Below are 14,263 nucleotides of genomic sequence, written 5' to 3'. Positions count from 1 at the left end.
GCATTCTTGTGGAATCACTGCACTGTTTTTCTTTGAACTTAGCATCTAGATGTTTTCGTAGGCGCTAACAACACCATTGATAAACCTGAAGTAGCTCAGGCTGTGCGATCGCAATTGGTAGTTAATTTAATCCGTGAATTATAAATAGAAGGATTACGTCAGATGAGCATAGAACAAATCACCAAAGAGCTATATTTTAATGGAATTGACGGTGCATCGGGAGATTATTTGTTACCTCCATTGACACCTGAACAGCTTTCTAAAATTGCTCAGGGTGAAGAGTTTGATCCTATAGAAATCAGCGAACTCAAGAAAAAGGATCTGCATGTTAAAGGTTTAGAACCTGACTTTGCACCAATAGAAGGAGTAGATCCTAAAGACCTTGCACAAACAGGTTGGGGTGTTATTTTCACCTATAATGCAGACCCCGCAATCAAAGAAGCGCTCAAGGAACTGCTAGAACATCGGCAAAAACAAGCCTCTAAAAATCACGAAAATTATTATCAAGAATATATCGGCCCTAAAGGTTATCGTCCAGGGGAATCGAAGAATCAATTTTTGTCACGTCATGGAGTTGGCCCTGGCCCTGCCGATCCAGATAAAATGCCTTATTATCTGTTGATTGTTGGCGATCCAGAAACTATTCCTTATCGCTTTCAGTATCAACTTGATGTGCAATATGCTGTGGGTCGGATCTACTTTGATACCCCCCAAGAGTATGCTCAGTATGCTCGTAGTGTTGTACAGGCTGAAACTAGTAATTTAAATTTGCCTCGTCGCGCTAGCTTTTTTGGTGTTTGTACTGAGGGGGATGCAGCGACTCAACTCAGTGCTGAAAACTTGATTCAGCCTCTAGCTAATTGGATGGTTGATGAGCAGAAAGACAATAATTGGACAGTACAAACCTTACTAGCAAAGGAAGCCACCAAGGCGCAGTTAGGGAAACTGTTAGGAGGTGAGGAAACACCTGCTTTGCTATTTACTGCAAGTCATGGAATGGGATTTCCCAATGGAGACGAACGACAACTAAGGCATCAGGGCGCGTTACTCTGTCAAGACTGGCCTGGTACAGCTAAGTGGGGTAATAAAGCAATTCCCAAAGATTTTTATTTCTCTGCGGACGATGTGGGCGATGATGCTCGTTTACTAGGGCTAATTGCCTTTCATTTTGCTTGTTATGGTGCTGGTACGCCCCGATTTGATGAATTTGCCCATGCGAAAGGCTCAAAGGATAGATTAGCGATCGCTCCCCACGCTTTTGTTGCACCTCTACCCCAGCGTTTACTAAGTCATCCTAACGGCGGCGCTTTGGCTGTTATTGGTCACGTAGAGCGAGCTTGGGGTTGCTCTTTCGTCTGGGGACGCACTGGTAAGCAATTGGCAGTGTTCCAAAGTACCCTGAAGCGACTGCTAGATGGTCATCCGGTGGGGTCAGCAGTCGAATATTTCAACGAGCGCTATGCTGAACTCTCTTCTGATTTGAGTACAGAATTAGAAGAAATTAAATATGGTGCGATCGCCGATCCGGTGAATTTATCTGGTATGTGGACGGCAAATAATGATGCCCGTAGTTATGCCATTATTGGCGATCCAGCAGTTAGGTTAGTAGTGAGTGACAATTCAGCAGGCGATCGCACCGTTATCGCAGCCGTGAATTTACCCGCTGCACCTGCAATACCCCAAGTATCTGATACATCGGTAATTGGGCAAGCTCAAGCAAACTTGACCCAAGCACTAGAAAAGTTTGTTAACACAGTTGAGCAAGCTTCAGTTGACCGCACAGAGAAACTTCAGGCGGCACTTTTAGCTGTATCGAATCTAGTTGATACCTTGAAGAAATTGAATTAATTGGGAATGGGGCATTGAAAAGAGGCAGAGGGGCAGAGGGGAAAAACTTTCTGCAACTTCTCTCCTGCTCCCCTGCTCCCCTACTCCCTTGCTTCTTCCCCAGTCCCCAATCCCAAGTCAAAATGAACACCTTTGAGATTACCATCCAACGCAAATCAGGAGATACTTGGCCAGTTGTAGTAGAACACAGCCAACCAGGTATCCTTCTACCGTTGCGATCGGAAGGTAATCTCTGTTTAACTGCTGAAGATTTGCAGCGCTTAACTAGTCTTCTGGGACAAGTAAAGGATTACGGGACATTATTGGGCAAAGCGCTGTTACAAGATGAAGTGCGTGATGGATTTGTCAGGGCACTGAGTCAGAATGAAGAAACACTGCGAGTATTGCTATTTATTGAAGCTCCAGACAAAGAACTCAGAACCTTACGCTGGGAAAGGTTATGCGCTCCCATTGATGGCGACTGGCAGATATTAGCCATCAACCAACGAGTGCCTTTTTCCTTCTACATTCCTGCCATTACTGACCGACTTTTTCCCCCTATTGGGCGGCGGGACTTGCGGGCGTTGGTATTAGTGGCGAGTCCTTCAGATTCCCAAAAGTATAAACTAGACACATTTGATGTTGAAGCTACGGTCAAAAGTGTACGAGCAGCCTTAGGCAATATTCCGACTGATGTGCTAGCAACAGTTGATGGTGCAATTGGTTTACCGACCCTAGATGAACTTTGCACTCAACTAACTGACCGAACAAAACAGTATACAATGTTGCACTTTGTCAGCCACGGTAGAGTGCTAGATGATGGCGAAACCCTCCTCTACTGGTCAAAAGCTGATAATACAGTCGAGGTGGTGACAGCGACAAGATTACTGGAAAGATTGCGCCCATTACGTGGAGCTAGAGGACTACCCCATTTTACTTTTCTCTGCACTTGTGAGAGCGCTAGCCCAGAAGCCGAAGCCGGATTAGGAGGATTAGGACAGCGCTTGGTGCGGGATTTGGGTATGCCTGCGGTCGTGGCAATGACCGAAAAAGTTACGATTAAAACGGCTCAGGCGCTAACAGAGAAATTTTATTTCCAACTTAGAGAGTCGGGAGAGGTGGATTCAGCATTACATGAAGCTACAGCCTCTTTAGCAGAACGCGGTGACATTGCTGTTCCGGCGCTGTTTAGCCGTTTAGGGGGAAGACCTTTATTTAGCGATCAGCTTGACCGAGATTTAACCAATGCTGAAATTCAATATGGTTTAGAGCGGCTTGTAAAATTGCTACCAGAGCGATCGCCTATCTTAGAAAAAAGGTTTACAGAACTAGCGCAGCAGCTAGGAAACACACTAGGAGCGGATGTTACAGCTTTGAGCAAACCAGCCCTCAAAGAGCGATCGCAGGCTTTAGAAGAGATTAACAACTTCTGTGAGGAAATACTAGACCTAAACTTCCATGCTTTGGCATTAGATCAGCAACCACCCACCTATGATTCTCGTTGTCCTTTCCGGGGTTTGTATCCTTTCCGCGTGGAAAACCGCGAATTTTTCTTTGGGCGAGAACAACTCATTACCCAACTGCAACAAAAGTTGAGTGAAGACAACTTTTTAGCAGTGTTAGGCGCTTCTGGTAGTGGCAAATCATCGCTAGTTTTAGCAGCATTGATACCGATGCTACAGGAAAAACAAGCTGATTTGCAGTTTACATACATGACACCAAGCTCTCACCCCATAGAAAAACTGCAAATTAGTCTTTCCCAGCTACAAGCCCAGTCTTCAATATTAGTAATCGACCAATTTGAAGAACTATTTACCCTCTGTGCTGATGAAGCAGAGAGGGTAACTTTCATCGAAAAATTGTTAAGCCTGATTCCCCACCAAAAAGTTGTAATTACCATGCGGGCAGACTTTTGGGGTGAGTGTGCCATCTACCGCAATTTGAAAGATTTAATGGAAGCTAGGCAAAAACTAATTGGGCCAATGGATGCAGCAGAATTGCGGAAAGCAATGGAAATGCAAGCGGCTCAAGTCGGTTTACGCTTTGAACCAGGTTTGAGCAACTCAATTCTAGATGATGTCCAAGGTGAGCCAGGAGCCATGCCACTACTGCAACATGCACTATTGGAATTATGGAAGCGGCGACATGGTAGATGGTTGCGTGCTGTAGAGTATGAAGCGATCGGTGGGGTAAATATGGCGATCGCTCAAACTGCCGATGATGTTTACAATAGTTTGTCAGCCTCAGAACAAGACCAAGTTAAGAATATTTTCATCCGCTTAACCCGCTTGGATGAAAATGCCTTCCAAGGAGAGAAACGCCGGGATACCAGACGACGAGTTTGGTTAGATGAGCTAGTACCTGCGGGTGGTGATTTGGCAGATACCAAACAGTTGGTGCAACGCTTGGCTGGTGAAGGGGCGCGATTGGTAGTTACAAGTGTAGATGAGTCTACAAATCGTCAAGAGGTAGAGGTAGCTCATGAAGCCTTAATTCGCTATTGGCCACGATTGCTGAAATGGTTAGATGATAACCGGATTAACTTACAACTGCGCGAAACTATCCGTCAGGCAGCTTTGGACTGGGAAAAGCAGCAAAAAGATGAGAATTATCTGGTGCATCGGGGTGGAAGATTAGAAAACGCCCAATTATTAGCGAAACAATCCAGCTTTTTGAACCAGGTGGAGGCTGAATACGTTGATACTTGCGTGAAATTGCGACTGCGCCAGGAAAAGGAAAAAGAGGCGCATCATCGTCGGGAAATCAGAACAGCTTGGGGAATAGCTGGGGGAGCGGTGGTAGCTTTGATTGTTAGTACTGGCTTCTGGGTACAAGCGGAAATTCAGAAACAACAAGCGGAAATTGCTCAAGCTAAATCACTAGCTCGTTATTCTTTATCACTCCTTAATGATAATCAAGATTTAGATGCACTTATCGAAGTAATTAAGGCAGCCAATATCTTAAAAAAACAAAAATTATCCGACCCCTTGATTATAGAAGCGTTACAGAAAATAGTTTATGGGGTGAGAGAGCGTAACATCTTGATTGGACATGGGGGAAAGGTTGCAAGTGTCGTCTTCAGCCCTAACAATCAAATCCTGGCTTCTGCTAGTGATGACAAGACCATTAAACTTTGGAATGTCAAAACTGGTGAGGTACTGCATACTTTGACGGAACATAAGGCAAAGGTTAATAGTGTTGTCTTTAGCCCGGATGGTCAAATACTTGCCTCTGCTAGTGATGATAAAACCGTTAAACTTTGGAATATCAAAACTGGCAAAGTAATACATACTTTTACTGAACATAAGGCAAATGTTAATAGCGTTGTCTTCAGCCCTAAGGGTGAGAACTTAGCTACTGCGAGTGATGACAAAACCATTGAAGTTTTGAATGTCAAAAATTACAAAAAAATCCATACCTTTAGCGGGCATGAAAAAGCAGTAACAAGTGTTGTCTTCAGCCAGGATGGTCAAAACCTGGCTACTACTAGTGATGACAAAACTGTTAAACTTTGGAATGTCAAAACTGGCGGGGTAATACATACCCTTAAAGGAGAGCAATATAAGTTTAATAGTGTTGTCTTCAGCCCTGATAGTAAAACTGTGGCTACTGCTAGTGATGACAAAAGTGTTAAACTTTGGAATGTGCAAACTGGCAAGGTAACGCATATCTTCAAAGAACATCAAGAGAAGGTCAATATGGTTGTCTTCAGCCGTGATGGTCAAACCCTCGCCTCTGCTAGCGATGATAACACTGCCAGACTTTGGGATGTCAAAAGCCGCAAAGAACAAACAAGATTTTATAGGCATCAGGATAATGTTAACAGCGTTATTTTCAGCAACGATGGTAAACTTGTCGCTTCTACTAGTAATGACAACACTGTTAAAATCTGGGATTTAAACGGTAAGGAACAACTAACTTTTCAAGGGGGTGAATTCAAGTTCAATAGCGCCGTCTTCAGCCATGATAGTAAAATTTTGGCAACTGCTAGTGATGATAAAACCATCAGAATTTGGGATTTGCAGGGTAAGAAACTCAAAATTATTCCAGAAGATAACCAAGTATTCACAAGTATTGTCTTTAACCCCAAGAATAGTAAAATCTTGGCTTCTGGTAGTGATGACAAAACTGTTAAAATATGGGATATCAAAGATAATAAAGATGACAAACATGACAAAAAACCGCAAATTTTCAGAGGGCATAATAAAAGGATAAGAAGTATAGTTTTTAGCCCTGATGGTAAAACTCTTGCTACTGCTAGTGATGACAAAACCGCCAAAATTTGGGATTTAAATGGTAAAGTAAAGCGAACCTTTGAAGGGCATAAGGGAAGTGTAACAAGTATCGTCTTTAGCCCTGATGGTAAAACTATCGCTACTGCTAGTGATGACAAAACCGCCAAACTCTGGAATGTCGAAGATGGTAAAGAACGGCAAATTTCTATTAAGCATAACGGGAAGATAACAAGTATCGTCTTTAGCCCTGATGGTAAAACTATTGCTACTGCTAGTGATGACAAAACCGCCAAACTCTGGAATGTCGAAGATGGTAAAGAACGGCAAATTTCTATTAAGCATAACGGGAAGATAACAAGTATTGTCTTTAGCCCTGACGGTAAAACTATCGCTACTGCTAGTGATGACAAAACCGCCAAACTCTGGGATGTCAAAGAGGGCAAAGACCGCCAAACCTTCACAGGACATCATGGTGTGGTCATAGATTTAGTCTTTAGTCCTGATGGTAAAACTCTCGCTACTGCTAGTTATGACCATACCGTTAAACTCTGGAATGTCGAAGACGGTAAAGAACTACAAACCTTCAGTAGCCATAAATCCAGTCTCACAAGTCTCGCCTTCAGCCCTGATGGTAAAACTCTCGCTACTGCTAGTTTTGACAACACCATTATTTTGTGGCATTTAGATGAACTAACTCCAGTTCTGCTTCTGAATGGTGCTTGTGATTGGGTACGGGACTATCTCAAAAATAGTCAGGAGGTAAAAGCAGAAGATAAGAGTTTGTGCAATGGTATTCCACGATCGCATTCATAAACAAGCATTCACAAGGAGGATTCGAGAATAACTTATGAACACGTTTGAGATTACTATCCAGCGCAAATCAGAAAATAACTGGCCAATTGTTGTAGAACACACCCGCTTTGGTGAACTTCTGCCATTACGCTCAGAAGGTACTCTCGAACTGACTGCTGAAAATTTTCAGCAGCTAACTAGTTTTCTTGGACAGCCAAAAGATTACGGTACATTGCTCGGAAAAACTCTATTTCGAGATGATGTCCGTGATGCCTTTGTTGGTGCTATGCGCGAAAGTGAAGAAGCACTGAGAATGTTGCTTTTTATCGAAGCATCAGATCCACAATTAAGAACCTTACGTTGGGAAAAGCTGTGTGCCCCTATTGATGGTGAATGGGAGTTATTAGCACTCAATCAGCGAGTGCCATTTTCTTTCTACATTCCGGCAATTACTGACCGCCGCTTTCCCCCCATTGGGCGGCGAGACTTGCGGGCGCTAGTTTTGGTTGCTAGTCCTAACGATTCCCAAAAGTATAAATTAGCCGAATTCGATGTTGAAGCCAGTGTTAATAGCGTCAAGTCTGCACTAGGGGAAATACCTTGTGATGTTTTGGCAACAATTCCTGGAGCCATTGGTTTACCGACAATAGACGAATTGTGTACCCAACTGAGCGATCGCAACAAACAATATACAATCCTACATTTTGTCAGCCACGGCAGGGTAATGGATAATGGTGAAACTGTTGTCTACTGGTCAAAAGCTGATAATACAGTAGATGCGATCGCTGCCACACAATTACTAGATCGGTTGCGCCCATTACGTGGAGCCAGAGGGCTACCGCACTTTACCTTTCTTTGTACTTGCGAGAGCGCCAGTCCTGATGCCGAAGGATCGTTGGGAGGCTTAGGGCAAAGATTGGTGCGGGATTTGGGGATGCCTGCGGTGGTAGCAATGACCGATAAAGTCACTATCAAAACAGCCCAAACACTAATAGAGAACTTTTATAAACAACTCAGAGCATCGGGAGAGGTGGATTCTGCATTACATGAAGCAACAGCCACTTTAGCCAAGCGCGGCGATCTTACAGTTCCAGCATTGTTTAGCCGCTTAGGCGGGCGACCCCTATTTAGTGACCAACTTGATCGCGAACTAACCAATGCCGAAATTAAATATGGTTTACAACGTCTGGGGGAATTATTACCACAAAGAGCGCCAGCACTGCAACTAAAATTTGAAATTCCTGCCCAAAAGCTAGAAAATATCTTAGAGGCAGATGTTGCAGCATTGAGCAAACCAGCCCTTAAAGAGCGAGAGCAAGTATTAGAGGAAGTCAATAACCTCTGTGAGGAAATACTAGACCTCAACTTCCACGCTTTGGCATTGGATCGGCAACCACCCACTTATGATTCTCGTTGTCCCTTCCGGGGTTTGTATCCTTTTCGCGTGGAAAACCGCGAATTTTTCTTTGGGCGAGAACAAGTGATTGTCCAACTCCAACAAAAGTTGGCTGAACACAACTTTTTAGCTGTGTTAGGCGCTTCTGGTAGTGGTAAGTCATCGGTAGTTTTAGCGGGATTGATACCGACGCTACAACAGTTGCAACCTGATCTAGTTACAGCATACATGACACCAAGCAGTAATCCCATCGAGCAACTGCAAACTACTCTCTCGTCGGTGCAAGACCAGTCTTCAATATTAGTAATCGACCAATTTGAGGAACTATTTACCCTCTGTGCTGATGAAACAGAGAGAGTAACTTTCATCGAAAAATTGTTAAGCCTAATTCCCCACCAAAAAGTTGTAATTACCATGCGGGCAGACTTTTGGGGTGAGTGTGCGATTTATCGCAACCTGAAAGATTTAATGGAAGCTAGACAAAAACTAATTGGGCCAATGGATGCAGCAGAATTGCGGAAAGCAATGGAAATGCAAGCGGCTCAAGTCGGTTTACGCTTTGAACCAGGTTTGAGCAACTCAATTCTAGATGATGTCCAAGGTGAGCCAGGAGCCATGCCACTACTGCAACATGCACTATTGGAATTATGGAAGCGGCGACATGGTAGATGGTTGCGTGCTGTAGAGTATGAAGCGATTGGGGGTGTGAATATGGCGATCGCTCAAACTGCCGATGATGTTTACAATAGTTTGTCAGCCTCAGAACAAGACCAAGTTAAGAATATTTTCATCCGCTTAACCCGTCTGGATGAAAACGCTCTCCAGGGAGAGAAACGACGGGATAGCAGACGGCGAGTTTGGTTAGATGAGCTAGTACCTACGGGTGGTGATTTGGCAAGTACCAAGCAGTTGGTGCAACGCTTGGCTGGTGAAGGAGCGCGATTAGTAGTTACCAGAGTAGATGAGTCTACAAATCGTCAAGAGGTAGAGGTAGCTCATGAAGCCTTAATTCGCTATTGGCCACGATTGCTGAAATGGTTAGATGATAACCGGATTAACTTACAACTGCGCGAAACTATCCGTCAGGCAGCTTTGGACTGGGAAAAGCAGCAAAAAGATGAGAATTATCTGGTGCATCGCGGGGCAAGATTAGAAGATGCTCAGGCATTGGCAAAACACACTAGTTTTCTGAATCAGTCAGAGACTAACTATGTTAGCGCTTGTAGGGAACTGCGCGATCGCCAGAAAAATGAACAAGAAGCGCGTCGCCGTCGAGAAATTAAAATAGCTTGGGCAACAGCTAGCGGTGCATTAATTGGCTTGCTGGTGACTGCTTGCTTAGGATTAGAAACTTGGCATCAGAAACAACAAGCGGAAATCACTAAAGCTGAGGCACTTGGTCGATATTCCTTATCACTTTCTGATTACCATGAAGATTTGGATGCACTTGTTGAAGGGATTAAGGCAGGAAAAATCTCACAAGAGTATAAAGTCACTCAACCCTTGGTTATAGAAGCATTGCAGAAAGTAGTTGATCGGGTAAGAGAACGCAATAGTTTGACTGGACATCAGAACAGCGTAAATCAGATCGTCTTCAGCCCAGATGGGAAAATTCTCGCCTCTGCTAGTGATGACAAAACCGTTAAACTTTGGGATTTAAACGGAAAGGAATTGCAAACCTTGAAAGGGCATGAAAAAGAGGTTACAAGTGTTGTTTTCAGTCCAAATGGTAAAACCCTAGCTACTGCCAGTCGAGATCACACCATTAAACTCTGGGATTTAAATGGTCGGAAACTAAAAACCTTTACTAATCAGATAGATGTTAAAAGTATTGTCTTTACTTCAGATGGTAAAACTCTCGCCACTGCCGATCAAGAGAATATTGTCAAACTCTGGGATTTAAATGGGCGGCAACTCAAAAAGATTAAATATAAGGGAAATGAAGGCAGTATAGTTTTTAGCCCCGATAGTAAAACCCTCGCTACTACTAATGAAGATAAAACTGTCAAACTCTGGGATTTAAATGGGAAAGAATTACAAACATTTAAAGGTCATAAGGAAAATATTACTAGTATTGCCTTCAGCCCTAACGGTAAAACTCTGGCGGCTGTTGATGAAGATAAAAATGTCAAAGTTTGGGATTTGAATGCTAAAGAAATATATGATCTTTCAGTTGATAATACCGTCACCAAAATCTTTTTTAGTCCTGATGGTAAAACTCTCGCTAGTGCTACTGAAGATAGTACCATCGAACTCAAAGAATTAGAGAGCAAAAACTCAACAACTTTTAAAGGGCATCAGCAAAATATCACAAGTGTTGCCTTTAGCCGAGATGGCAACACTTTGGTCTCTGCTAGTTATGACAGCACTATCAAATTCTGGGATTTAAAGGACAAGCGATCGCAAACCTTCAAAACTTTCACAGGCGATCATAATTTCACAAGTATTGCTTTCAATCCCGACGGTAAAACTCTTGCCTCTGGTAATGGTACTGGTACTATCGAACTCTGGAATTTAAATAGCCATAATCCCCAAATTATCGGTGAAAATCAGGAAAATGTGACAAGTTTAATCTTCAGTCCTGATAGTAAAATTATCGCCTCTGCTGAAGCTAAAAATAACGAAAATATCATTAAAGTTTGGAACTCCAATGGTAAAGAACTACAAACTTTTAGAGGACATCAAGGAAATATCAATAGCATTATTTTCAGTCCCGACGGTAAAACCCTTGCTTCTGCTAGTGAAGACAAAACTATCAAGCTCTGGGATGTAAATAGCAATGGCAATGAATTGCGAACTTTCAAAGGGCATAAAGAATCGGTCAATAGCATTGCCTTCAGCCCAGATGGTAAAATTCTTGTCTCTGCTAGTAACGACAATACTCTCAAACTCTGGGATTTCAATGGTAAAGAGCTACAAACTTTCAGAGGACATCAAGGAAATATCAATAGTGTTATTTTTAGTCCCGATGGTAAAACCCTTGCTTCTGCTAGTGAAGATAAAACTGTTAAACTCTGGGATTTAAATGGCAAAGAATTGCTAACATTAAAAGGGCATAAAGGATCGGTAAATAGTATTGCCTTCAGCCCAGATGGTAAAACTCTTGCTTCTGCTAGTGAAGATAAAACTGTTAAACTCTGGGATTTAAATGGCAAAGAATTACGAACTCTTAAGCATGAAGAAGTTGTAAGCAATGTAATCTTCAGTCCCGATGGAAAAACCCTCGCTACTACCGTCAATAATGCAACTATTATTATTTGGGATTTAGATCAGATTGCTTTAGCACCACTCCTCAATAGTGCCTGTAATTGGACAAGAAATTATCTCACATATAGCCAGAATATACCAGAAGGTGATAAGCATTTATGTGATGGTATCGGCACTACTCAGTAGATGCCAAATAAGGAAAAAGTTAAAAGTTAAAAGGCAAAAGAGAGAAATAAAAATGGTTTGAACGCGAGTGCGTCTCCAAGAGTTGCCCCTAAATTTATTTATGGGGATTATCTTTTTACTTTTTACTTCATAAGTCGCTTCTCTACGAGACGCTGCGCGTAGCAAGATCCCCAAATGGCTATGCTTTGAATTCAAAATTCAAGATATGTATTTTCATCCAATTAATTTTATTTATGTGAAAAAATACTGAACTACTGAAATCTAAAGTAAAAAATTATAAATTTTTAATATTTACTATGACATAAAAGCACTCTCTAAGTTACTATACTTTAATGTATTATGTTATCTTTGGTAAATTCGTAAATGCCAACATAAATATCTGATAGTAAATATTTTATGCTGGTTCGCTAGTGAAAAATTTGCTGAATTTAGGAGTAATTATGTCTCTATCTTCTCAAGCAATATCTTCTTCTTTAGGTCTAGCAAAGTCAGATATAGAAAATCTTTTAGTGCTTTTATATAAGCTGACAAAGCACAATACAAGCTCATTGCCATTTACAGAATATGAATATAATTATAATTATGTCCCGCCACTAGCTCTGACAGGTGCTACTTCATTACCAATCATTCAAGTAGAATTACCAATTCAAGAATTACCTAATTTAAAATGGGTGATTTTAGTAGCTCAGAAGTTAACACTTATTTTGGTAAATGATGCTCTAAGTAAGTTTTCCGGCTTCTTCGAGAATGGCATTTCTTATGGAGTGGATAATGATGCCCAAAGCAATAGTTTAGCCCTTAACATTAAAGTCCAAAGCTTAGAAGATATTGAACAAAGAATAAAAGATGCAGAAAGTAAACAAGATTTAGAAGAAATTGCTTTAAAACTTGCATCGATTACTCAAGATATTACTGAACAACTGGTTGCAGCCAATCCATCCAATGTTGTGTCATCTGACTCTGGAGAAATCTCTGCATTTGAGGAACAGCTTCAGGAGATTGACGAGCAATTTGAATTGTATCAAATAGGTGTAAATTCAGGAAATATAGGATTTTCATCTCCTTCTGAACTAGAAGATTCGATCACAGATTTACTAAGTTCCGCTTTCAAAAAAATCATTAAATCCAATGCTAAATTATTGGAATTAGAAAACACTCAACCCTTGCCTATAGAAGTAGAATTTTCTACACAAGCATCTACAACTGAGCCAAGTCTTGAGGATTATAATAAATTATTTATCAAAATCCCTCTACCAGAAATTAGCGCTAGATTTCAAGAGGATTTGGTTTTTGCCTATATGCAGGTTGCTGGGCCAAATCCACTCATGCTTCAAAAGGTATCAGAACAGGAACAACTTTTACAAATTACCAACGAACAATACCAGCAAATTATTGGTACATCGGACTCCCTTGAAGTTGCTAAGAAAGAAGGTCGGCTTTATAAAGCTGATTATTCTAAGTTAAAAAATATGGAAAATGGGAATTTTCCTAACAGACAAAAGTATATATATTCGCCTTTGGCATTATTTGCAGTACCACCATCTAGTAGCTCATCTCGCTCTTTGATACCAGTGGCTATCCAGTATCAGCCGCAAGATCCGGTATTCACACCTCTAAATGGTGATAACTGGGCGATCGCTAAGAGTATTGTCCAAATGGCGGATAGTAACTACCACGAATTGGTTAGCCACCTTGGTCGCACTCACCTATTTATCGAACCTTTTGTAATTGCTACTAAGCGACGATTACCAGCAAGCCACCACTTAAGAATTTTGCTGGAACCTCATTTTGAGGGAACTATATTAATCAATTACGGCGCTCATAAAATTTTGATTGCCCCTGGTCGTGAAGTAGATGCGATTTTAGCTAGTAAAATTGAGAGCGATCGCCAGCTAACTGTTGAAGCTGCCCAAGATTATTTGCATCATTTCAACGATCTTATATTTCCCCAAATTTTGGCAAATCGCGGCGTTAATAATACTTCTCAGCTACCTGAATATCCTTATCGAGATGACGGACTGCTGATTTGGAATGCTATTCATAAATGGGTGCGTGCCTATTTGAGCAGTTACTATACCAATGAACAGCAAATTTTAGCTGACCAAGCGTTACAAAATTGGGCTAAGGAATTAATTTCCGAACAAGGAGGTCGCCTCCAGAATTTTGGTGAAGATATCTCAGGCACAATTAAAACCCTAGATTATCTAATTGATGCTGTTTCCACAATTATTTTTATTGCTAGCGCCCAACACGCTGCGGTTAATTTTCCGCAAAGCCAACTCATGACCTATGCACCTGCTTTTCCTCTAGCAGTCTACTCTCCAGCACCGACTAATCTTGACCAACCAGGCGACTTTATGAGGATATTACCCCCGCTAGACCAAGCTAAAACCCAACTGAAGTTAACTTATTTGCTTGGCTCGGTCTACTATACGCAGCTAGGGCAGTACTCTAACTCATACTTTAAATCTAAGCCAGAACTGAGTTCGGCATTGCTTGCTTTTCAAAATGAACTCAAAGGAATTGAGCAAGAAATTAATCAGAAGAATTCTAAAAGGATAATGCCTTACAAATTCTTGCTACCTTCCCAAATTCCACAAAGTATAAATATCTAGTAGAC

The 14,263-nt window shown here is 41.7% G+C and carries 4 protein-coding genes; all 4 read left to right on the top strand.

Features of this window, described 5'->3' with window-relative positions:
• Positions 1-162: 162 nt before the first annotated feature.
• The 4 genes from FD723_RS29705 to FD723_RS29690 all read left to right on the top strand — a co-directional run bounded on the left by FD723_RS29705 (position 163) and on the right by FD723_RS29690 (position 14,258).
• Positions 163-1,848 carry a C25 family cysteine peptidase gene (locus FD723_RS29705; RefSeq protein ID WP_179068553.1) on the top strand — a complete coding sequence of 562 codons (1,686 nt, stop codon included), beginning with the start codon at positions 163-165 and terminating at the stop codon, positions 1,846-1,848.
• A gap of 122 nt (positions 1,849-1,970) precedes the next feature.
• Positions 1,971-6,875 (top strand): CHAT domain-containing protein, encoded by a 4,905-nt coding sequence (locus tag FD723_RS29700; protein ID WP_179068552.1) that lies wholly within the window; start codon positions 1,971-1,973, stop codon positions 6,873-6,875.
• 34 nt (positions 6,876-6,909) lie between these two features.
• A complete protein-coding gene (locus FD723_RS29695; RefSeq protein WP_179068551.1) occupies positions 6,910-11,643 on the top strand; it encodes a CHAT domain-containing protein in 4,734 nt (1,577 codons plus the stop codon).
• Positions 11,644-12,083: 440 nt separating this feature from the next.
• Positions 12,084-14,258, top strand: coding sequence for a lipoxygenase family protein (locus FD723_RS29690; RefSeq protein WP_179068550.1), 2,175 nt, complete (start codon positions 12,084-12,086; stop codon positions 14,256-14,258).
• The last annotated feature ends 5 nt before the right edge of the window (positions 14,259-14,263 follow it).

The organism is Nostoc sp. C052, assembly GCF_013393905.1.
Classification (GTDB): domain Bacteria; phylum Cyanobacteriota; class Cyanobacteriia; order Cyanobacteriales; family Nostocaceae; genus Nostoc.
This window is presented reverse-complemented; position numbering and strand designations above follow the sequence as displayed.

Coding starts and splice junctions, on each gene's coding strand:
- FD723_RS29690 (WP_179068550.1), top strand. CDS start 12,084: ATGTCTCTATCTTCTCAAGCAATATCTTCTTCTTTAGGTCTAGCAAAG.
- FD723_RS29705 (WP_179068553.1), top strand. CDS start 163: ATGAGCATAGAACAAATCACCAAAGAGCTATATTTTAATGGAATTGAC.
- FD723_RS29700 (WP_179068552.1), top strand. CDS start 1,971: ATGAACACCTTTGAGATTACCATCCAACGCAAATCAGGAGATACTTGG.
- FD723_RS29695 (WP_179068551.1), top strand. CDS start 6,910: ATGAACACGTTTGAGATTACTATCCAGCGCAAATCAGAAAATAACTGG.